Source organism: Gluconobacter oxydans DSM 3504 (genome assembly GCF_000583855.1).
Taxonomy (GTDB): Bacteria; Pseudomonadota; Alphaproteobacteria; order Acetobacterales; family Acetobacteraceae; genus Gluconobacter; species Gluconobacter oxydans.
Window position 1 is genome coordinate 1,091,724 of sequence record NZ_CP004373.1, and the last position, 21,479, is coordinate 1,113,202.

The 21,479-nt window shown below is 61.8% G+C and carries 17 protein-coding genes; 9 read left to right on the plus strand and 8 right to left on the minus strand.

The features are described from left to right. The first annotated feature begins 158 nt into the window (after positions 1–158). Together GLS_RS04920 and GLS_RS04925 are read left to right on the plus strand one after the other, a co-directional pair. Positions 159–650, plus strand: a complete 492-nt coding sequence (locus GLS_RS04920; protein WP_041111440.1) for a hypothetical protein — start codon at positions 159–161, stop codon at positions 648–650. Further along, positions 634–1,911 (plus strand): DUF6056 family protein, encoded by a 1,278-nt coding sequence (locus GLS_RS04925; RefSeq protein ID WP_041111441.1) that lies wholly within the window; start codon positions 634–636, stop codon positions 1,909–1,911. Before GLS_RS04920 ends, GLS_RS04925 begins: the two co-directional genes overlap by 17 nt. Here GLS_RS04925 and GLS_RS04930 read toward each other — a convergent pair. Next, positions 1,847–3,286, minus strand: coding sequence for an autotransporter strand-loop-strand O-heptosyltransferase (locus GLS_RS04930; RefSeq protein WP_226986641.1), 1,440 nt, complete (start codon positions 3,284–3,286; stop codon positions 1,847–1,849). The genes GLS_RS04925 and GLS_RS04930 overlap by 65 nt on opposite strands. A gap of 161 nt (positions 3,287–3,447) precedes the next feature. On the opposite strand from GLS_RS04930, the gene guaD reads away from it, so the two are divergent. Next, on the plus strand, positions 3,448–4,776 hold the full coding sequence (gene guaD, locus GLS_RS04935; protein ID WP_041111442.1) for a guanine deaminase: 1,329 nt from the start codon (positions 3,448–3,450) through the stop codon (positions 4,774–4,776). A 189-nt stretch (positions 4,777–4,965) separates the two neighbouring features. Further along, positions 4,966–5,946, plus strand: coding sequence for a DUF3034 family protein (locus GLS_RS04940; protein WP_041111443.1), 981 nt, complete (start codon positions 4,966–4,968; stop codon positions 5,944–5,946). Between the two features lie 119 nt (positions 5,947–6,065). Here the strand turns inward: GLS_RS04940 and GLS_RS04945 are convergent, their stop codons facing one another. Genes GLS_RS04945 through GLS_RS04965 form a run of 5 tightly spaced genes read right to left on the minus strand, consistent with a single transcriptional unit; the run spans position 6,066 to position 10,688 of the window. Beyond that, positions 6,066–7,469: a nucleobase:cation symporter-2 family protein gene (locus GLS_RS04945; RefSeq protein ID WP_041111444.1), complete on the minus strand. Its 1,404-nt coding sequence runs from the start codon at positions 7,467–7,469 to the stop codon at positions 6,066–6,068. 9 nt (positions 7,470–7,478) lie between these two features. Next, positions 7,479–7,811: a hydroxyisourate hydrolase gene (gene uraH, locus GLS_RS04950; RefSeq protein WP_041111445.1), complete on the minus strand. Its 333-nt coding sequence runs from the start codon at positions 7,809–7,811 to the stop codon at positions 7,479–7,481. Next, positions 7,808–8,332 carry a 2-oxo-4-hydroxy-4-carboxy-5-ureidoimidazoline decarboxylase gene (gene uraD / locus GLS_RS04955; protein WP_041111446.1) on the minus strand — a complete coding sequence of 175 codons (525 nt, stop codon included), beginning with the start codon at positions 8,330–8,332 and terminating at the stop codon, positions 7,808–7,810. Before uraD ends, uraH begins: the two co-directional genes overlap by 4 nt. Further along, entirely contained in the window at positions 8,329–9,228 is a 900-nt protein-coding gene (gene puuE, locus GLS_RS04960) for an allantoinase PuuE (RefSeq protein WP_041111447.1), read from the minus strand. Before puuE ends, uraD begins: the two co-directional genes overlap by 4 nt. A 14-nt stretch (positions 9,229–9,242) precedes the next feature. Next, positions 9,243–10,688 carry a SidA/IucD/PvdA family monooxygenase gene (locus tag GLS_RS04965; RefSeq protein ID WP_041112673.1) on the minus strand — a complete coding sequence of 482 codons (1,446 nt, stop codon included), beginning with the start codon at positions 10,686–10,688 and terminating at the stop codon, positions 9,243–9,245. A 173-nt stretch (positions 10,689–10,861) separates the two neighbouring features. Here GLS_RS04965 and GLS_RS04970 point away from each other — a divergent pair, with 173 nt between their 5' ends. The 3 genes from GLS_RS04970 to GLS_RS04980 all read left to right on the plus strand — a co-directional run bounded on the left by GLS_RS04970 (position 10,862) and on the right by GLS_RS04980 (position 14,929). Beyond that, a complete protein-coding gene (locus GLS_RS04970; RefSeq protein ID WP_041111448.1) occupies positions 10,862–11,785 on the plus strand; it encodes a LysR family transcriptional regulator in 924 nt (307 codons plus the stop codon). Positions 11,786–11,958: 173 nt separating this feature from the next. Beyond that, the gene (locus GLS_RS04975) at positions 11,959–14,286 is read left to right on the plus strand and encodes a TonB-dependent receptor (protein ID WP_041111449.1); all 2,328 of its coding nucleotides are present in this window, start codon (positions 11,959–11,961) and stop codon (positions 14,284–14,286) included. Between the two features lie 112 nt (positions 14,287–14,398). Then, the gene (locus tag GLS_RS04980; protein WP_041111450.1) at positions 14,399–14,929 is read left to right on the plus strand and encodes a cupin domain-containing protein; all 531 of its coding nucleotides are present in this window, start codon (positions 14,399–14,401) and stop codon (positions 14,927–14,929) included. A gap of 73 nt (positions 14,930–15,002) precedes the next feature. On the opposite strand, the gene GLS_RS04985 is transcribed toward GLS_RS04980, so the two are convergent. Together GLS_RS04985 and GLS_RS04990 are read right to left on the minus strand one after the other, a co-directional pair. Continuing rightward, positions 15,003–17,105: a protein-disulfide reductase DsbD family protein gene (locus tag GLS_RS04985; RefSeq protein ID WP_041111451.1), complete on the minus strand. Its 2,103-nt coding sequence runs from the start codon at positions 17,103–17,105 to the stop codon at positions 15,003–15,005. A 127-nt stretch (positions 17,106–17,232) separates the two neighbouring features. Continuing rightward, positions 17,233–18,324, minus strand: a complete 1,092-nt coding sequence (locus GLS_RS04990; protein ID WP_052327470.1) for an SDR family oxidoreductase — start codon at positions 18,322–18,324, stop codon at positions 17,233–17,235. Positions 18,325–18,433: 109 nt separating this feature from the next. Between GLS_RS04990 and GLS_RS04995 the strand changes: the two genes are divergently transcribed. Continuing rightward, a complete protein-coding gene (locus tag GLS_RS04995; RefSeq protein ID WP_041111452.1) occupies positions 18,434–18,823 on the plus strand; it encodes a winged helix-turn-helix transcriptional regulator in 390 nt (129 codons plus the stop codon). Between the two features lie 138 nt (positions 18,824–18,961). Next, positions 18,962–21,472, plus strand: coding sequence for a mechanosensitive ion channel family protein (locus GLS_RS05000; protein ID WP_080691896.1), 2,511 nt, complete (start codon positions 18,962–18,964; stop codon positions 21,470–21,472). Positions 21,473–21,479: the final 7 nt, after the last annotated feature.

The following is a 21,479-nucleotide window of genomic DNA, read 5'->3' on the forward strand; positions in this document are numbered from 1 at the left end:
GCAGACACAGCCGCGATCGGATGAAAAAGACAGCCTCGCAGATATCAGGGCCAAAGCCGTCATGCCAGCCCCGCCTTCCCCCATATCCGAAAGCAATGATGGACAGCGTACAGCCCCAATGGCAGAAATACCCCCTCCCGGAACAGCGCAGCAGATCCATGAAACATCCTTCCACACTGGATCAGATGCTCCTGCTTCTGAGGAAATATGCCTTCCTGTGCGGAGTAGCCCTGTCACTGGTCGTGACACTCGCCTGCTGCCATGCCTGGACGGCGCACCAGCCCTTCCACCCGGACAGTTTCACGCCCGCAAACGACCCTTCCATGAGAGCCCTCGTGGAAGAATGTCATATCGCGAGAAACACCATTGCGGTTTCCGGCTGGATCCATTCAGACGTCTGGCCCGGCGACGAAGCCACCCTGATCCTCACCGTGGGAGACGGAGAAAAGGAGTTCTCCATCCCCTACCGGCTTCAGGAAAGGCCCGATATCGCACGGACCTTCCATACAGAGGCCAATGCCTTTCACAACCGATACGGCTTTGCCGGAACCGCCAGAAATTCGGCGGCCATGACACCGGGAGCGACCCTTCACCTGAACATCATTTCAGGACACAGCCTTTACAGGATTTCCCATGCCTGCCGCTCTTAAGACGACGATCCTGCGGAACGGCCCGTTCATCGTCTTTCTGGTGATCGCGACAGTCTGGATGAATACCCGGATCAACAGATCGATCTTCATCGACAATGACATGTTCCGGCATGCCCTGGATCACACCAGCCTGCTGTCCTTTCTCCACACACGGTACATGACATGGTCCGGCAGGATCTTCATCGAAGGCGCCCTGGCTGAAACCATCCGGTATCCCGCCTTCTGGCGGACCCTCATCCCGTTCTGTGCCATTCTGCTGGCCTATGCGATCTGGTCCTGCACCCTGCGCCCCGCCCTCCGGCCCGGCGTCGGAATTCCGCTGGTCATGGGCCTGTTCCTGCTGCTGCCCTATTACGTCTGCGAAGAATCCGTGTACTGGCTCTCGGGTTTCTACAATTACCTTTTCCCGATTTCCTTCGCCTTCTTCTCGATCAGCGTTTTCCTACGCCAAGACGATGCAGGCAAACCCCTGCGCATCCTGTCCATCGCGGCGTTGCCCATCGGCTGTTCAATCGAACAGTCCTCGCTGCTTCTGCTCTTCTGCACGGCCGTCTCCACTCTTCGACGCCGAACCATGTCCCTGTATGGTGGTCTTTATCTGACGACCGCCGCTGCCATTTCCGCAACCGTTCTGGCTGCTCCCGGAAATGGCCGCCGTTACGTGGCAGAAATCAGCAACTGGCTGCCCGAATTTCCCCAGTTCGGCATGGTGCAGAAACTCTCGCTGGCGATCGACCGCATCCACCGCGCCTGCGTCAGCACAGACAATCATATCCTGCTCGCAGCCCTGATCCTGTCCATCTGCTTCCTGGCTTTCGTCAAACGGAACAGGGGCGTTCAGGACGTGGCAGCCATGGGCGTGATGCTGCTCAACATCCTGCTCATGCTGCCTTTCGGTCCGGGTCTTCAGAAAATGCTCACCGCCCTGCGCTGCGACCGGTTCATCTACGAGCTGAACTGGGTGTATCTGAACACCTATGTCGCGTTTTTCCTGACGCTGTGCATGATCGTCTCAATCCTGTGGTGCGCCCTGTCCCTGAAAGACTCCCCCACCGTCCTGTCCTTCCTGCTGGGCGGGTTCGCCGTGACCTTCCTGACAGGCCTTTCCCCCACGATCTACGCCTCCAGCAACCGCATCCTGCTCGTGATGGAGCTCAGTCTGGTGGTCCATGTCTGTGCCCTGATCGAAGCCCTGCTCACACAGATACGGGCGCGCCATGCTCCGCGCCTGCAAGTCCCCGATCCGTCATCAGCCGCCTGATGGTGTGAATGACCTGCGTCCCGGTAATCAGCCGCGAGCACTCGAACTGCCGGTCCGTCCCCTTGTGGCGCGGACACCAGAAGAAGTCCTTGTGATCGAACTGGAACGCCGGGTCATTCCAGCATGAATTGCAGGTGTGCCAGTTGATGACCCGATAGGGCGTGGCGAACTCGTTGTCCGGATGCGTGAACCCTGAAATCATCACCACTGGCGTGCCCGCCGCGTGCGCCAGCCAGGCCAGCCCGCTCGACAGGCCAATGAAGAAGCTCGCATGTTTCAGCCAGCGTGCACGCTCCGTCAGCGGCCGGCTTCCGGTCTGATCCTCGGCCCCGTGCGGGATATGGTTATAGACATAACCCGTGCCGTGATACGGCTTCTGATCGATGCAGATGACGCGATATCCCGCCTTTTTCAGAAACGCGATCACCTCATGCCAGCCGCCGGGATTGTTCCAGTACTTGCACTGTGTACTGGCCTGCGTGGCGATGACCACATACGGCTCCGCAACGGGCGGTAGTTCGCCATCGGGAATGGTGATGCCCGGCGGCGCATCGTTCCAGGGATCCACACCGAGGATGTAAGCCGCTGTCCGGTGCAGCCCGACATGACGGAAATCCGTCGGTTGGCGGGTATGGTCCTTATCCGCGAAAAACAGCCCGATGTTGTAGCTCGCATAGAACCGGGCCGTGAAATCCGGCTCCGCCTTCATGCGGTCATGCCCCACGAGCGTCAGTTCCGGATTGGCGCCCATCACAAGCGGCAAAATCGCTTCGGAGACCGAGCACGTCACCTGAGCCCCGCTCTCCTGCGCCAGACGCCGCACCGCAGGCAGCCAGGCCAGCGTATCCCCCAGCGTTCCGACCGGAAGCTGCACCAGAACCGGCCGCCCCGACAGCGCCAGATCATGATGCAGCACCTGTTCCGGCGCCTCGCCCGGCTGCTCCAGCCAGACATCTACCCGAAACGGCACGAAGAACTTCTTGGTGGACGCCACCGTACCGCCCTTCAGACGCGCATCGAACAGCACATTTCCAGTCACATGGTCCGAAAGCCGCACATGCCATTGCGCACCCCACGGCACACCATCGCGCTCCAGGGACGGCACCATGACACGCGCCCCATCATTGAAATCGAACCGCACACCCCGCGCGCCTTCCAGAACCGGCATACGCGGGGGGGCAAGATAAGGCCCTTCGATGCTGCCAGACGCCGGCGGCGCTGAACCATCATCACCGCCGGTGCCTGAATCCGTCACATCCGCCTTATCAGGAACGGGCACGGCCTCCATACCGCTCGTCTTTCCGTCCACGGGAACGGCAAGCCCTTCCGGTACATCCAAGGCAACAGGGGGCAAAACAGGGTCATTCGACATCATTGGCGGATACTCCAGAGCTCATGCTGAAGAACGCGCCAGGAGCCGGTTCTTCCTGCCAGTGTTGTAAGCCAGCCCCGCACCGACTGCCAATGCCGGCCGCCAACCCGCCCCGGCCCCACAAACCCGTTCCCCGCACCGAAATCCCTGCGTAAGGTACCCGCATGACCCAGAGCAGCATTCCCCGCGGGGCCATCCGCGGCCCCTTCCTGACCTTCCATGCCGATCCGTTCAGCACCGACCCCATGGACGCCCTGCACCACGAGCCCGATGGCCTGATCCTGACCGAAAACGGCCTCATCACCGCCGCCGGCTCATGGGACAGTCTGCGCGACACCATCCCCGCCGGAACAGCCGTGGACCACTACCCCGACATGCTGATTTCCGCCGGCATGATCGACACGCATGTCCATTATCCGCAGCTCCCGGTCATCGCGTCTTACGGCGAGCAGCTTCTGGAATGGCTGGAAAATTACGTCTTCCCCGCAGAAGCCCGCTACGCCGACATCACCTATGCCCGCGCTGTCGCCCGGCAGTTCCTGACCGAACTCCTGCGCGTCGGCACCACCACGGCCGCCGTGTACTGCACCGTCCACCCCCAGTCCGTGGATGCGTTCTTCGAGGAATCCGAGCGCCTCAACACCTGCATGATCGCCGGCAAGGTCCTGATGGACCGCAACGCCCCCGAAAACCTGCGCGACACCGCCCAGAGCGGTTACGACCAGTCGGCCGAACTCATCGCCCGCTGGCACAATCGCGGGCGGCAGCTTTATGCCGTCACCCCGCGCTTCGCCCCCACCAGCACACCCGAACAGCTCGATCTCGCAGGCGCCCTGCTCGCCACGAAACCCGACCTCTTCATGCAGACCCATCTGCTGGAAAACCGTTCGGAAATCGCCTGGGTCCGCGAACTCTTCCCCAACCGCGCCTCCTATCTGGACGTGTACGACAAGGCAGGTCTCCTGCGTCCGCGCGCGATCCTCGCCCATGCCGTCCATGCCGAAGAAGCCGATTTCCAGCGCTGTCACGACACCGGCTGCTCCATCGCGCACTGTCCTGGCTCAAACCAGTTCCTCGGCAGCGGTTCTTTCCCGCTCTTCAAGGCTCTCAATCCTGAACGCCGCGTCCATGTCGGGATCGGCAGCGACATCGGCGCCGGACCATCCCTATCCCTGCTTCAGGTCCTGTCCGACGCCTACAAGGTCGCACAGGGCCTCCAGACAAAACTCCACCCCGCACAGGGGCTCTGGCTCGCCACGGCCGGCGGCGCGCAGTCCCTCGGCCTCGAAGACCGGATCGGCAGTATCAGGCCCGGCCTCTACGCCGATCTGTGCGTTTTCGATCCGGCCGCCACCCCGCTTGGACGGATCCGCACGCAGACCGCAGAAACCCTCGCCGACCGCCTCTTCGCCCTCACCATGCTCGGGGACGACCGCAGCATCGCCGCTACCTATGTCGCCGGCGAACTCCTGCACAAACGCAGCACGGTCTGAAGCCGGAGGAACACACATCAAATTCAAAAATGACACCGGGTGCCGTTTTTCTTTGACATGGGGAAATTTTTGAACTCTAGGGTTGTCTTAATTATTTTTCAGTCTCGCGGCAGTAAATACAGCAAGAGGTATTTCATCTGCGAGAATACTCCAGCTCCTCTTCGGGCGCGCGACTTAAAAGCAGGAATCATGCACCGTTTCCCAACCGCTGCTCAGTCTTTCCGTATCCTGACATCCATGACAGCCCTTCTGTCCCTCGGCACCCTCATCACGGGACAGGACGCCAAAGCCGCTACCAGCACCACCACACCCCAGGTCACACTGGGCGATGACGGAAACAGCAACGGACAGTCCATGTTCCGCACCCTCTTTGACGGACAGCGCGCGCTTGGAACCAACGGCCTGTCCTCACTCGAAGGCGCGAGCGGCGGCGGCATCGCAAGCTGGGCCACAATCGGCGGCTATGGCTCCAACAAGAGCGCCGGCATGGCCATGCACTACAGCTATGTGAACCTCACCAGCTACTGGGACCAGAATGTCGGCGCCTCGGTGGGCTTCTTCGACCGCGTCGAGATTTCCTATACCCACAACTTCTTCCAGACCCGCGGCACCGGCGCGAAACTCGGCATCGGCAACGGCTATCAGTTCGATCTCGACGTCGCGGGTGCGAAGGTCCGCCTCTTCGGTCATGTCGCGGACAACACCCTGATCCCGCAGGTCGCCATTGGCGGCATGTACAAGCATGACAGCGACGGCAAAGTCATCCACGAAGTCGGCTCGATGCATACCGACGGCGGAGACGCCTACCTTGCCGTGACCAAGCTGTTTCCAAAAATCGGCATCCTGATCGACACCACCGTCCGCTTCACCAAGGGCAACCAGTGGGGCATCCTCGGTTTCGGCGGTGACAAGGACAACAACTATCACGCCCAGTTCGAGGGTTCGCTCGGCTATCTGCCGTCCTTCATCCCCGGCTTGGTCGTCGGCGTCGAATACCGCACCAAACCGCGCAACCAGCGCTTTACCGACGAAAGCAACTGGTTCGACGTCTACACCAGCTATTTCGTCAACAAACACCTGAACGTCACGCTGGCGTATGTGTCTCTGGGTACGATTGCGACCTACAAGGATCAGACGGGCTTTTATTTTTCCGCCCAGACAGGGTTCTGACGTGACGTTCCGGGCTCTGCCCGGGCCCGGCAGGGATCTCGATCCCTGCACCCTGTTTTTATGAATCGGTGTCCAGAGGCCCCCGGCCTTTGGCGGGTTTCAGGGCAGCGCCCTGAGCCTCACCTTTCCCGGATCCGTTCGTCGATCAGCGCTTCTCGTGGCACGTCCGTCGCATACGCGGCCTCGTGAATTGTCCGCTTCACGTTGAAAATCAGATGCAGCAGGATCGCCGACAGGGACCCAAGCGTAATCCCGCTGCCAAACACAATCTTCGCCCACATCGGAAACGTATCGGAAATATGCGGCTGGGCCGTCGCCAGCATGCTCAATCCAATGCTGGTGCCCACAATAATGACGTTGCTCTGCCGGTTGAAATCCACCCGCGACAGCGTCTGCACACCCACGACCGCCACAGTCGCAAACATCGCCAGCGCCGCTCCGCCCAGAACCGGCAGCGGCACCGCAGCCACCAGCGCGCCCAGACGCGGCAGACAGCCGAGCATCATCATGATGACCGCCGCAGCCGCCACAACCCACCGGCTCTTCACCCCCGTCATCCGCACCAGCCCGACATTCTCGGCAAAGCACGTATAGGGAAAGGAGTTAAGTACACCACCCAGCATAGTCGCGATGCCATCGGCGCGCAGCGTGCGGGCAATGTCTTCGGACGTGATCGGCTTGTCGACGATTTCACCCGTCGCATAGACGTTTCCGATCGTCTCGATCATGGAAATCGTCATGACGATCACCATCGACAGGATCGAGACCGGATGAAATGTCGGCATTCCAAAATAAAACGGATGCGTGATGGACAGAAGCGGCGCAGACGCCACATCCCCGAAATTCGCATCCCCCAGCATCCAGGCCACCAGCGTCCCCAGCACCAGCCCGATCAGCACGGCAATCGTGGCAATAAACCCGCGGAACAACCGCTGGATCACCAGAATGGAGGCCAGTGTCCCCAGCCCATACCAGATGCTCCGGAGCGGAACATGGTCCTGCATCACGGACGGACTGGCGCCCGAGACAATGTCATTCGCCGCAACCGGTAGCAGCGCCAGACCGATGATGAGAATGATGGACCCCGTCACAACCGGCGGGAAAAACCGCACCAGACCCGCGAAATGCCGCGCCATCAGCAACGTCACGAACCCCGCCACGATGACGGACCCGTAAATGGACAAAAGCCCCGGCGTCCCGCCCCCGACAGCAGAACCAATGGCAATCATCGGCCCCACAGCCGTAAACGTCACGCCCTGCAACAGCGGCAGCCGAACCCCGACCGGTCCGAACCCCACCGCCTGAAGCAGCGACGCAATCCCGCAGGTGAACAGATCCGCATCGATCAGATGGATCAGCGTCTCGCGCGGCAGATGCAGCGCACCCGCCACGAGGATCGGCACAATGACCGCCGCCGAATAGAACGCCAGCACATGCTGCAACCCATAGGCCCCAAGCCGCCAGACCGGCAGTTTCTCGTCAACGGGATGCAGACCGGTCGTCGCGGCGTTCTCGGCAGTCATGAAAAGCCCTCAGCTTCCGCGATAGGTGGAATATCCAAACGGCGCCGCCAGCAGCGGCACATGCGCATGTGCCTCCGCCGCCAGTCCGAACACGATCGGCACTACGTCCAGAAACGGCGGATCAGACAGAACCTGTCCGCCCTTACGGAAATAATCGCCAATCCGGAATTCCAGACAATACGTCCCTTTCGAAACCGCAACATCCCGTAGTTCCGGGCAACGCCCGTCCGCATTCGTCTGGCCTTCGAACAGAACCTGCTCCCCCTGCAGAAGACGCAGCTTTACCCCTGCGGCCGGCTTGCCGGAAACCGTATCAAGAACATGCGTGGACAGAGAACTCATGACGCAACCAGATCCTTCAGACGGAGCGCTGCAATCGCATCAATCTGCGTCAGCGCCTCGGTCAGTTCCTTTTCGGGAGTGCCAGCCAGACGGCGCTCCATTTCATCCATGATAACGGTTTTGGCAGCTTTTCCGGGTGCGGCCACTTTGCGCACACAGATCACGAACGGCATGGAAAACCGCGCGCGATACGCATCATTCAACCCCCGGAAACGCTCATATTCCGCAGGCGTCAGACGATCCAGTCCGGCCGACGCCTGTTCCGAAGCGGAATGTTCCGTCAGATCCGGATCAATCCCGGCCCGGTGTCCCAACTCCGGATGCGCCCGCACCAGCGCAAGCTGCGCCTCCGCTCCGGCAGACCGCACAGCCTGCGCAAACGCGGACAGCATCGCGTCCACATCCGCAAAAGGCCGCGCCTTCAGCGCCCCTTCCGCCACCCAGGGCGAATGTTCGTAAAGCCCACCGAACTGCGCAACGAACGCCTCGGCTGACAGCGCATTGACGTCCGAAATCTTCATGCCGGATGCACAGACAGCCAGTGCCGCGCGATATCCAGCCGTGTCGCCACCCAGACATCCTCGTGCTTTTGGATATGCTCCAGAAACTTCAGCAGTCCCATCGCACGCGCCGGTTTACCCGCGAGGCGACAATGCAGCCCGATCGACATCATCCGGCCGCCCTCACGATACAGCATGTCAAACGCATCGCGCAGATAGATAAAGAACTGCTCGCCTTCCGTAAAACCGTTCAGCGCCGCGAACTTCATGTCATTGGCATCGAGCGTGTAGGGCACGATCAACTGCGCCCGGCCATTGGTGCGGTCATAATACGGCAGATCATCCGCATAGGAATCGGCGTCGTAAACAAACCCACCTTCTTCCGCGACCAGACGCGCCGTATTCGGGCTCGTGCGCCCCTGATACCAGCCGAGCGGCCGCTCTCCCGTCACTTCGGTATGCAGCGCAATCGCCTCGCGGATATGCGCCCGCTCCACGTCCTCGGGAAAATCCTGATAATCGATCCAGCGCAGCCCGTGAGACGCAATCTCCCAGCCGCTTTCCTTCATGGCTGCCACGGCATCCGGATTGCGGGCCAGCGCTTTGGCAACGCCAAACACCGTCACCGGCATCCCGGCTTCATCAAACAGACGACGCAGCCGCCAGAAGCCGGCCCGGCTGCCATATTCGTACAGGCTCTCCATCTGCGCACAGCGCGCGCCGATAATGGATTTCGTGCCAACCATTTCGGAGAGGAACGCTTCTGATCCCGCATCGCCATGCAGAACCGAATTCTCCGCCCCTTCCTCGTAATTGATGACGAATTGCACGGCGATGCGCGCACCATTCGGCCATTTCGGGTCAGGCGGCGTGCGGCCATAACCGATCATGTCCCGCGGGTAGCTGTCCTGCGTCATGGGCGTCTCCCTTCTCAAAGCACCGGCGGATCGAGGCTGACGAGTTCTTCCGTGTCATAGGCCAGCAGGCTCGCCAGATGCCTGTCGCCATCCTCGACGAACAGATCCCGTGCAATACCCCGCGCCAGCTTCTCCACACCAAAACGCATTCCGCTGATGGACGCGCCGGAAAGCCCCATGCTCGGCATGGCACCGAACGTGAAATTGTAGATCGCCGCCAGCATCGGCGCCTTCGGATCGGCCACATCCTTCGGCAGAAACTGGAACCGCGCTCCCAGATACGGATGACTGCCCAAAAGCTCGCTTTCTTCCCCCGCCGGCGGCGTGAAATGATCACGCCACAACATGACCGAAGACGCAAAATCCTGTGTCTCCGGCCGCTGTGACAGATCGATCGAGAACCCCGTCCCGATGATCAGAAAATCAAACCGCATTTCGCCCTGCGGCGTCGTCACCACGACTTCATCCCCGTCCATCCGCGTCGCCGTCCAGGGCGTTCCGGGATGGAAGGCGAAGTTCTCATGACGGCGGCAGCGCCAGAACGTGTCCTGCGGCGGCGGCTGGTTCAGGCTGTAAATCTGCCGCATGAAACGCCAGCGCGTCAGATCCGGCAGTTCCGAGAAATGCGCGAGAAAGCCCGCATTTTCCATCCAGCGATACGGATTGATTGCCGGAATCTTCGCCCGACGCAGGCACAGATCCACGCGCCCGGCGCCTTTTTCCAGAGCCGTCGCTGCATTATCGAACGCCGAAGCCCCCGCGCCCAGAACGCCGATCCGCTTGCCCTTCAGGGCTTCGAAATCAATGTCTTCATGTGTGTGCGCATAAACGGATTTCGGCAGCGTATCGGAAATGAAGGCCGGCACATGCCACGTCCCGCCGCCCTCGATGCCCGTCGCCAGCACCATGCGCCGCGCCAGACGCACCGTTTCCTGACCGGTCGCGTTACGGAACGTCAGCCGCAGCAGCCCGTTGTCCCAGCCGACATGCACCAGTTCCTGATCGTTCACGACCGGGATGTCGAGCGTCTCCCGCACCCAGTCCAGATAGGCCTGCCAGTCATGGCGGGAGATCTTGTCCAGATCCTCCCAGGCCTTCGCTCCATAACGCGCCTCGAACCAGGACTGCGGCGTGAGATTCGGAATCCCCAGGTCCGGCCCCGTCACATGCTTGGGCGTGCGCAGCGTGATCATGCGCGCAAACGTCACCCACGGTCCTTCACCGCCTTTGGAAGCCTTTTCAAAGACTTCCACATTGGTCACACCCTGCCGGCGCAGACCGAAGCAGGACGTGATACCGCCCTGTCCAGCACCGATGATGGCCACATCCAGAACCGCTTTCCCGTCCCGCTCCTGCGTCAGGCTCCAGTTGCCGGTCGCATAGCGGATTTTCGCCAGATCCTCCCGCACACGCTCCGAAAGCGCAGCCAGAGCATCGACGGGAGAAACGGTGGATGTCATGTGGTCAAATCCCAAAAAACCGGTACGGACAAAGCAGCATCCGGACGCCGCCAGACCGTCTTTCCGCAACAAAATGACAGGTCACCTGTCGGTCGGGATAGTTTCATACCGTTGTAAGGGCGTATACTCCATAAAAACGCATCTCCCGTTCGCAAAAAGAGAGCAGTTCTTCCATGCCTGTCTTCTCACGCTTCCTGCGTTACTTTCTTGCCGTGGCCCAGCACGGATCGATCCGCCGGGCTTCCGAACACCTGCGCATCGCCGCCTCGGCCATCGACCGGCAGATCCTGCAGGGCGAGGAGTCTCTCGGCACCCCCCTGTTCGAACGTCTCCCTACCGGCCTGCGCCTGACGGCAACGGGGGAGCTCCTTTACGCACACGGCAAGCAGTGGTCGCGGGACCTGACCAATATGTGCGTCCAGATCGAGGACATGCGCGGCCTGCGCCGGGGACAGGTGGACATCGCCGTCCCCGACGCCCTGACCCGCGGGTTCCTCCCGCGCCTGCTCCGCGCCCTGCGAACAACCCATCCCGGCATCACCATCTGCACTCACGTCCTGGACAACAGCCGCATCCAGGGCACTCTGATTGACGGGGCGGTCGATGTTGCCCTGCTCCTCAATCCGACCCATGCCCGGGGGCTTCTGGTGCGTGCCCACAAGGATTTCCCGCTGGGCTTCATCTGCCTGCCGAACCATCCTGTCGCCGAGCGAAAGAGTGCCCGCTTCAGCCTGGCCATGAACTACCCGATGATCATGCCCCAGGCCCCGCTTGCCCTGCAACGCCAGATCGAAATCCTTGAAATCGACAGCAATCTCGACATCCAGGCCGCCGCGACATCCGACAACATCCAGATGATCAAGTCCCTGGTCCGCGAAGGCGTCGGCCTCGGAATCCTCAGCGCACTCGACGTCATGGAAGAAGTCACGCGCGGCGAACTGGCTTTCATTCCGATTTCCAACCACGATCTTGCCCCCCTGACACTTGCCCTGTGCGTGGACCATTCCCGTCAGCTTTCAGGCGCTGCACGGCTTGTGATTTCCGAACTGGAAAAGGAGTTCCTGTCCCCCCTGAACCAGTCCCAGCCCGCCCCCTGATCTCTGCGTCTATTGGGAGACATAGACTGTCACATTTTTGCACCACCCTAAAAACGGCAATGGCCTGCCCTGCATTTTATCTTTGGTGCGGATAGGCCATCCGTTTTACATCCACATTTCGAATAAATACCGTTTCCAAAGTGAACCTTTCGTTTCGACAGGAGCCCGGCAGCATGAAAGACAACCGTTGGTCACCGGGCTATCGACGCCAGCTTCTTGCAGTAACCTGTCTCGCCGGCAGCGCCCTTGTTGCGTTCGGCACAGACGCGCGCGCCGCCCAGACCACGAAACACCCTGTTTCGCGTCATCACGCCCCCGTCCGCAGCACGGCCCGAAGCGCCGCAGCGCCGGCCCGCCCCGCAGCGGCACCACGCCCGCATGCACTCGATGCCTCCGCAGCCGAAACGGTCTCCGTCACGTCCTCGCGCCGCGCCCTGAACGGCGGCGGCGGCATGATGCGCGTCGAAACCGCACCACATGCCGTGCAGACCGTCACGAAGGAATTCATCAACATGCGCGCGCCGACCAGCACGGCGCTTGACCTGATCCAGAACCTGCCGAGCCTCAACGTTACGACGCCGGATTCGTCAGGCATGGAAGGCGGACAGATCCAGTCCCGCGGCCTGACCGATCTGGACATGGGCCTGATGGTGGACGGCGCCCCTGCCGCAGCCGCCAAGTATCTGAGCGAAAACGTCGATTCCGAGAACCTCGAGAGCGTCAGCGTCACGCCGGGTTCCTCCGCAACGGACCTTCCCGTCATGTCGGCAGCCGGTGGCGTCATGGCCGAGGAAACCCGCACCCCGTCGCAGAAGCGCGGTGGCCTGATCGACTTCTCCTACGGCACCAACAACCTGTCGCGCGAGTTCATCCGCCTCGAATCCGGCGAGATCGGCCATAGCGGCGTGCGCGGCTATTTCTCGTTCTCCAACACGCATGCCCGGTCGTGGATGGGTGCTGGCATCAACCAGCGCAAGCACATCGATTTCGGCCTGCAGAAAGACTGGAAGAACGGCTCCAATGCCAAGTTCTTCCTGTCATGGAACTCGGCCGACTTCATCATCGACAACTACCCGACCTCCGACCAGTTCTTCCGTTACAAGCACACCGGTCAGGGCTACGGCCGCACGAACGACAAGACGAGCAACAACTACTGGGGCAACAACAACGATCACTGGAACCAGATCTTCATCTCGGCTCCGGTTCATATCGCCCTGCCATCCCGCCTGTCGCTCGACATCCACCCGTATTTCAGCTTCGGACAGGGCTGGGACGCGTCGCCTGATGGCACCACCACCGATTCAAGCGGCGCCACACGCGGCCTGACCAGCTACTTCCTGCAGAACGAATACCGCTCGGTCGGTACGGTCGCGAAACTCAACTGGGAGATCGACCGTCACAACACGTTCTCGGTCGGCTACTGGTATGAAAATACCCAGACGATCCAGTCCTATCCCACCAGCTACCAGATGCCGGACGGCAATGCGGCCAGCCCGAACAATGCGGCCTATCTGATTTCCGCCGGCGACAAGCAGACGGCGGGTTACGAAATCCACTCGCTGTTCGTTCATGACACCGCCAAGTATTTCAACGATCACCTGACGGTCGATGCCGGCTTCAAGTTCGTCATGACGAACATCTGGAACAAGGACTATTACGGCCGCCAGGAAGCCAACCGCACGGCACCCCTTCCGCAGCTTTCGATCGGCTATCGCATCAACAACCACCATCAGATCTACCTGAACGTGGAAGGCGATTACCGTCAGCCCAGCGCGGTCGATCTCGGCTGGCTGTACACCAGCGTTGCGATCCCCAAAAACCAGTATTCCATCAAGGAAGAACTCGGCTACCGGTATCACGACGACCACATCATCGCGGACGTCGCCTTCTTCAACTACAACGTCACGAACCGCATCGTGGACCAGTATGTCGGCATGAACAGCTACAAGCCGTTCAATATCGGCAGCCAGCAGATGCGCGGATTTGACGTGATGGTCGCGGCACGTCCGATCCATGGCTTCAGCCCGTACGCCTCGGTCGAATACCTGCACGCCACCCAGGACAGCAACGTCTTCGATCCGTATCTGAACACGATGCTGCACTCCAAGGGCACGCAGGCTGTCATGGCCCCGCATGTCATCGCGAATTTCGGCCTGACCTACACCTATAAGGGCTTCTTCGCGAACGGCTCCGTGCACTATACCGGCCCGCAGTCCGTCAGCATCGCCGGCGACCAGCGTATTCCAGGCTACGTCACCGATACGCTTTCGATGGGCTATCACTTCAAGCCGTTCCTGTTCGCGCAGTCCCCGACCTTCCGCCTGAACTTCACCAACCTCACCGGCTCCGTCGTCCGCACCGGCGCCATGGGCGCGGTCTACAGCGCCAAGGACCCGAGCACCGTCTACAGCGGCAACATGGCGTCCTATACCGGCTACGGAAACTCCTTCATGGTCGCTCCACGCTTCACCATGACCGGAACGGTCTCCACCGCCTTCTGATCCTGCAAGACAGGAACCCGCCGGTTCCTGTCCTGCATTCCAAACCGGCTCTCCTCCAGCGCGTTGCCGCAAGACGGCACGCATACGCCCTTACGGGACGGAGGAGACCCCCATGCCCCCCGGCAACATTTCACAAAAGCATTTCGCCAGTTCAGCTTTGCTGCTCTGCACAACACTAATTGTGACACCGCTCGCGCACAGCGCCCCGGTTCCAACCGAACCCGCGCCGGACCAGTCCGCCGTCACCATCATTCCGAGCTCGGACGCCGTAAAATGGCAGCCGGCTCCCGTCATGTTCCCGCATGGAACGAAAATGGCCATCCTGACCGGCGATACCAGCAAGCCGGGCCCGTTCACCCTGCGCGTCATGATGCCCTCGGGATCGTTCATCCCGCCCCACACCCATAATCTGGACGAAATGCTCACCGTCATCAGTGGCGACATCCAGCATTTCGTGGGGCAGAGCCTGGCCACGACGCAACAGCGTCACCTTGGCCCAGGCGGATTTGTGCATCTGCCGGTCAATGTCCCTCACGCCATCAAGGCCGGCAGCCAGGGCGCGGTGCTCCAGGTCTCAGGCATGGGACCGTTCAGCATGACTTATGTGAACCCGCAGGACGATCCCCGCAACACGGGCCGCTGAAAACTGACGGATATGAAAAAACCCTGCTCCCGGACCGGGGACAGGGTTTTCAAAACTCAGAAAAGCGATGCGCTTATTTCCCGATCGTCGAGGTTACAATCCCCGGCGTCAGGATCTGCGGCAGCACCACACCGTCCTGATGCGGCGCGTAATACATATAGAACGGCACGCCATCGCGCCCGTGGGCCTTGAGGAACGCGGCAATCGCGGCATTGCGGTTCGTCCAGTCCCCCTTGAGAAACACGATCCTCCGGGACCGGAAAGCCTCCTGAACAGACGGCACATCCAGCGCCACGCGCTCATTCACCATGCAGGTAATGCACCAGGACGCCGTCATGTCGATAAACACCGGCTTGCCCTGCGCCCGAAGCTCCGCCAGACGCGCCTCGGAGAACGGCTCGACGCCCGCTTCCGCTGCCCCGGCCGCCACGGGAGCAGGCGCGGCCCGCAATCCCTGCGCCAGCGCCGCACCACACACCACGACGCACAGCGCTGCCACAACCCGGCAGAACGCCACCGTTCCACGGCCACCTTCCAGCATCGAACGACGCTGCCCGACACCATAGATCCAGCCCGCAAACCCGAGCAGCACAACGCCCCCGGCCGTCAGCGCCACAAATGTCACGCCCCGCTGGATCGCCGCGACCCAGAGCAGCCACACACAGGTTGCAAACAGCGGAAACGCCAGAACCTGCTTGAGAATCCCCATCCAGGCTCCCGGCTTCGGCATGCGGGATGCCACGCCCGGAACCCCGGCCACCAGAATGTAAGGAAACGCCAGTCCCAGCCCCATCGCCAGGAACACCAGAACACCCATTACCGGCGGTCCGCCCAACGCTCCGGCAATCGCCACACCCATGAACGGCGCCGTGCAGGGCGTCGCCACAATGACCGCCAGCAGGCCCGTCATCATATCTCCACTTCGGCCGCCCCCGGTCTGGACCTGACCCAGACGCCCGGCGCTGACTTCAAACACGCCCAGCAGGTTCAGCCCCATCAGGAACAGCAGCCAGCAGACCGCCACCACAAATCCCGGCGACTGGAACTGAAAGCCCCATCCGGCCGCAGACCCGGCCAGACGCAACCCGATCATGACAATGCCCAGAGCCGCAAACGCGCCCATCACCCCGATCGTATAGAACAGCGCACTTTGAAGCTGCGCGCCCCGTCCCGCACCGCCCATCTTCGCCAGAGACAGCGCCTTCATCGCCAGAACTGGAAACACACAGGGCATCAGGTTCAGGATCAGCCCGCCGACAAAGGCAAACAGCAGAACCCGCAGCCATCCCGCGCCCGTCGGCACTTCCGCACCCGAGGCCTGACCCGGAGCCGAAGCAGTTTGCACAGGCGCAGAAGCCGCTCCCCCAACCGGACGCGCCTCAATCTGCAACGGGCTTTCCTGCCCCGCCGCATCCTTGAGCACGACAACACCCACAAGCGGCTTATCCCGATGCGCCGATTTCAGGAATTTCAGCCCGAGCGTCAGTTGCCCGTCCGAAACATGCAATGGCTGGTCCGCGACCTGATCGATCACGCCGCCATCCTGCGGCAGGAACCACGCCTGCGACACGGACGCCGCAGAAAGCCCTTTGCCCGACAGCGTCAGCACGCCGTCAGCAGAAACACTGGCCGCAAACGGCGACGCCACCGGCATGGCGGCATCTGCCTTGTGGAACAGGGCCGCCTGCGCCCCTTCCGGAGCATCCTGCGCCGAAGCTGGCAGCGTCAGCGTGAAATCACCGCTTTCCGGAATGCAGACCTGCGCACAGACAAGCCATTCCCCATGCGCATGAAGTGTGGTCCCGCCAGAACCCTTGAGAACCAGATCCTCCGGCAGCGTCACCTCATTGACATAGGCGTAGGACATGAGGCCGCCCTCACTGATCCGCATCGGTACCGGCCAGTGGATCGGCCCACCCTTGCCCGTTGCACCACCATCCGCGGTCACATCCAGCGTCGGCGTATCCCCGGCATCGCCCGGATTGATCCAGTACGTATGCCAGCCCGGCTTGAGCTGAAGCCGCAGCCCAACACGCAGATGCTGGTCCGGCCCGACCGCATCGCGATCCGTGACAAGGGTTGCGGTATCATTCCCGGACGTGACGGGCGCACTCTCCGCTCCCAGCGCGGACGCAGACCCCAGACCAAGAAACCCTGCCAGAAGCAGGGCGGACATGCTGAACACTCGATGCAAGACAGGCTCATTCCAACAATCAGGACAGAACCGCAACCATACCACTGACTGAAACGGAAAACAGGACCTTTACGGTAGCCAAACCGCAAAAGCCCTGAAAAACCGTCCCTTACGGGATCAGTCGTTCCGCCCGCAGACGGGTGAACAGGTCGGTAAAAGAGTCCGGTGTGTACTGGTAATCCAAAAACCCGGCACGGCGGCTCTTGCTCATATCCGTCACACATTCGACCGGCCGGCCCAGATCCGCATCCGTATGCCAGGCCGAGGCCAGCCGCCCGATCCGGCTCTCCGTCAGACCGTATTTCGCGCTGATCTGCTCCCAGAGCTCCGCATCACCAGACAGCGTTTCCTCAAGCGAGGTCGCATGCCCCGGATAAGGTGCCGCCTCGATCCCGAACCATGCCGCCAGACGCGGCCACAGCCATTTCCAGCGCACCAGATCGCCATTCACGATATTGAACGCCTCGTTACGCCCCGCCGCAGACGTGGACGCCCAGAGCAGCTGCCGTGCCAGTTGCCGCGCATCCGTGAGATCCGTCAGCCCATCCCACTGCACAGGCGATCCCGGAAAGACGAAAGGCCGCCCGGTCTCACGGCAGATCGTCGCATAGACCGCCAGCGTGCTACCCATGTTCATTGCATTGCCGACCGCATAGCCGATCACCGTATGCGGACGATGCACGCTCCATGAAAAGCCATGTCGCTCGGCCGCTTCGTACAGCGCGTCTTCCTGATCGTAATAGAAGTTCCGCAGATCCAGCCGGGGCACCTCTTCCCGGAACGGCGTCACGGGCGGCTCTCCCGACGCATAGGCCTCGAACGGGCCAAGATAATGCTTCATGCCGGTCGTCAGCGCCGCATGAACCAGAAGTCCCGGCTCCGGCAGGGCGGCGAACAGATTACGCACCATTGCCGCATTGACGCGGCAGTTCTCTTCCTCGGTCGCCTGACGCATCCAGGAGCAGAAGAACACATGGCTCGGCCGCAGCTCCTTCAGCGTCTCGGCAAGTGACGACGGGTCCAGCAGATCGGCCGCCACCGGCAGCACGCCCGCCACATCATGGCGCGGCCGGCGCGCCAGACCATGCACCGTCCAGCCCTCAGCCATGAGACGCGCCGCAAGATTTTGGCCGACAATACCCGTCGCCCCGACCACCAGGGCGGTCCGGCTTGGTGTCACAGCAGGAACAGAAGAGGTCATGGGATTTTTCCTTTGCAGAAAACGGGGTCTGCTCCACATCTGATACGACATCCTCAATTCCACCAGACGGCACCTTTTCGTGCCCTGGTGACCAGAAGGTTCCCACTCCATGACATCGCCGCTGCCCGATCACTACCGTCAGGCGCCTTTTGCCGAAGACTGTGCGCCACGCCGTATTCTGAGGCTTTTCAGCGGCAAATGGACCACCATGATCCTGCACACGCTGCATCTTCTGGGTGGTACGGCCCGCCCCGGAAAGCTCCAGCGCAGCATCCCTGATCTTTCCAAAAAAATGATGACCCAGACTCTTCGTGATCTTGAATCGCAGGGTCTCATCCGCCGCAACGTCCGGCAGATCATGCCACCCCATGTCGATTACAGCCTGACGGAACTCGGACAGACCTTCGTGGAGCCCGTCGAGCTTCTCTATCACTGGGCCATCCGCAACGCCGACGCGCTCGACCGGCTCGCACAGCACGAAGCCTCCACATCCGAATAGGCTGCCCGCATGAAGAGGGTAGGACAGAGCGACCGCCCTGTGCCATGTTTACAGCACCAGACCGCCCCCGGCGGACCACCCCGTGCGGACGCCAGACCGCGCGGCAGACCGCGTAATTTGCAAGGACTCATCAGACCGATGCCGTCGATACCCCGTCCCGATCCGTTTCCATCGTCTCCCACACGAACCGGACGCGCCGTCCCCGGCATCTTCCTCTTCCTGCTCCTCGGTGTCCTGGCGCTGTTCCCGGCCCGGGCGGCCGACACCACAACAGCCGCCCCGCTGAACCAGCAGGAAGCACAGCAGCTCCTCAACGTCCTGAACAACCCGAAGGAACGGGACGCCTTCACCCACACCCTTTCACTGATGGCACGCGGCCTTCAGGTCGAAACCCCGGCCACTGCTCCTGCAGCAGTCCCGGCACCCGCGACTGCCGCGCCGGCAAAAGCCGCACCAGCCAAAGCGGCCGCCAAGCCCGTCGCCGAAGTCCCGCCCGACATCCATACCGGTCTGAGCAGCATCCGCCTTCAGGCCCTGGGCTATCTGCACAATTTCCTTGGGCTGTTCAGCGACCTCGGGATCGTCGGACGCTGGGCGCACACCACCCTCGCCTCGGCCGACACGCGCACCACGATTCTCCATGCCTTCGCGGGCGGCCTCGTCGCCATGGTCTGCGGCATTGTGCTGGAGCGGATCGTCTCCCTCAGCCTGCGCAAACCCCTGCGCCAGCTCACGCAGAACGCTGAAAACAGGGAGCAGCGCAACACAACCGCAACCAATGCCACCACGCCTGCGGAACCCATCGTCGACGGCTCCAGCCAGACCCGTGCCGCCGACCAGCGGCGACAGGTCGAGACCCTGCGCTTCCTCGCCCGTGTGCCCTACGCGCTGGGGCATTTCGCACTGAAGGCCATTCCGGTCCTGGCCTTTCTGGCCGTCGCCTATCTTGCCGTTCTGGTCCTGCCCTGGAGCGAAAAGACCGACAACGTCATCACGACGCTCGCCAACTGCTACGCCGCCGCCCGCTGCCTCTATCTGTTCGTCGAGACAGGCTTCGCGCCCCGCTCCCCCACCATCCGCCTGCTTCCCGCCACGGATTCCACCGCTTTCCTGCTGACCCGCTGGTGGAACGTGCTGGTGGCAGCACCGGCCATCATCTTCTGCCTCTCCACACTGGGCAGCCAGTTCAACCTCTCCCCGCGCGGCACGGACGCCATGATCCGCGGCGTGGTCCTGATCGAGCACATCCTGATCGCCATCTTCATCTGGCGCATCCGGCACCTCGTCAGCCGCGCACTCCAGCCCCGCGCGGTGCCCAATACCGCGATGTGGACCTTCATCGTCGCCATCACACGCCTGTGGTGGGTCCCGGCCATGTTCCTCGACGTGTCGCTCTGGGTCGTCTGGGCCGCGCATCTGCCTGGCGGCTATCGCTGGATCCTCGACACCACCGGCATCACCATCGGCATCCTGGTCGCCTCGCGGCTGGTCGCGGTCATGGCCTACGGCCTGCAGGACCGCTTCTTCCGCATCAACCCGGTCCTGACCGAGCGCTTTCCCGATCTTCAGAAGCGCGCCGACCGCTACTATCCCTTCGCCCGCAGGATCCTGACCGGCGTTCTGCTGTTCCTGACCCTGATCGCCATGACCGAAGCCTGGGGCCTGCCCACATTCGGCTTCTTCCTGCACAACGCCGTCGGCCGTCACCTGATGGATGCCGTCCTGACGATGCTGGTCGCCCTCACCGTGGCCGTCACGATCTGGGAAATCATCAACGCCTTCCTCAGCCAGCAGCTCACCCGCTTCGAAAAGTCGGACCAGATGTCGCGCGCAACCCGTCTGCGCACGGTCCTGCCCATCATCCGGACCGTCCTGCTGGCGATCATCATCATCATCGTCGCCGTCACGACGCTCTCGCAGATCGGCATCAACGTCACCCCGCTGCTCACCGGTGCGGGCATCATGGGTGCCGCCATCGCCTTCGGTTCACAGAGCCTGGTCAAGGACTTCATCACGGGCTTCTTCATGCTCGTCGAAGATGCCATCCAGGTGGGTGACTGGGTCACGACCGGTGGCGTCTCGGGAACGGTGGAAAACCTCTCGATCCGCACCGTGAAGGTCCGCGACATCAACGGCGACCTTCACATCATCCCGTTCTCGTCCGTCTCCTCGATCGCCAACACCGCCCGTGGCTACAACCAGGTCATCGTCAAGCAGCAGCTCGACCTCTCCGAGGATCTGCCCCGCGTCACGGCCATCATGGCGAAAACGCTCAAGGAAATGCGCGACGACCCGGTCTTCGGCCCCATGATCCTGTCGGACTACAACGATCTGGGCGTGGACAACAGCGACAGCGGCGGCGCCACCCTGCTTGGCAGCTTCCGCACGACTCCGATGATGAAATGGAAGGTCAAGCGCGAGTTCTACCGTCGCATCACCAACCTGCTGGCCGCAGAAAACGTCAAATTCTACACCGGCACGTCCTACTTCACGACGCCCCCGGGCAACGCCATGTGCATCACCGCAGACGTCACCCTGCCGGCTCCGGCCAATGACGCTCCTGCTACTCCGACACCACCGACCGTCCAGAATCCCGCGCCAGAAACGGCCCGGGACAACGGCAAGCCGGAGGGCAACGCACCGGCCTGACCTCCAG

Coding starts and splice junctions, on each gene's coding strand:
- GLS_RS04920 (WP_041111440.1), top strand. CDS start 159: ATGAAACATCCTTCCACACTGGATCAGATGCTCCTGCTTCTGAGGAAA.
- GLS_RS04925 (WP_041111441.1), top strand. CDS start 634: ATGCCTGCCGCTCTTAAGACGACGATCCTGCGGAACGGCCCGTTCATC.
- GLS_RS04930 (WP_226986641.1), bottom strand. CDS start 3,286: ATGATGTCGAATGACCCTGTTTTGCCCCCTGTTGCCTTGGATGTACCG.
- guaD (WP_041111442.1), top strand. CDS start 3,448: ATGACCCAGAGCAGCATTCCCCGCGGGGCCATCCGCGGCCCCTTCCTG.
- GLS_RS04940 (WP_041111443.1), top strand. CDS start 4,966: ATGCACCGTTTCCCAACCGCTGCTCAGTCTTTCCGTATCCTGACATCC.
- GLS_RS04945 (WP_041111444.1), bottom strand. CDS start 7,469: ATGACTGCCGAGAACGCCGCGACGACCGGTCTGCATCCCGTTGACGAG.
- uraH (WP_041111445.1), bottom strand. CDS start 7,811: ATGAGTTCTCTGTCCACGCATGTTCTTGATACGGTTTCCGGCAAGCCG.
- uraD (WP_041111446.1), bottom strand. CDS start 8,332: ATGAAGATTTCGGACGTCAATGCGCTGTCAGCCGAGGCGTTCGTTGCG.
- puuE (WP_041111447.1), bottom strand. CDS start 9,228: ATGACGCAGGACAGCTACCCGCGGGACATGATCGGTTATGGCCGCACG.
- GLS_RS04965 (WP_041112673.1), bottom strand. CDS start 10,688: ATGACATCCACCGTTTCTCCCGTCGATGCTCTGGCTGCGCTTTCGGAG.
- GLS_RS04970 (WP_041111448.1), top strand. CDS start 10,862: ATGCCTGTCTTCTCACGCTTCCTGCGTTACTTTCTTGCCGTGGCCCAG.
- GLS_RS04975 (WP_041111449.1), top strand. CDS start 11,959: ATGAAAGACAACCGTTGGTCACCGGGCTATCGACGCCAGCTTCTTGCA.
- GLS_RS04980 (WP_041111450.1), top strand. CDS start 14,399: ATGCCCCCCGGCAACATTTCACAAAAGCATTTCGCCAGTTCAGCTTTG.
- GLS_RS04985 (WP_041111451.1), bottom strand. CDS start 17,105: ATGTCCGCCCTGCTTCTGGCAGGGTTTCTTGGTCTGGGGTCTGCGTCC.
- GLS_RS04990 (WP_052327470.1), bottom strand. CDS start 18,324: ATGACCTCTTCTGTTCCTGCTGTGACACCAAGCCGGACCGCCCTGGTG.
- GLS_RS04995 (WP_041111452.1), top strand. CDS start 18,434: ATGACATCGCCGCTGCCCGATCACTACCGTCAGGCGCCTTTTGCCGAA.
- GLS_RS05000 (WP_080691896.1), top strand. CDS start 18,962: ATGCCGTCGATACCCCGTCCCGATCCGTTTCCATCGTCTCCCACACGA.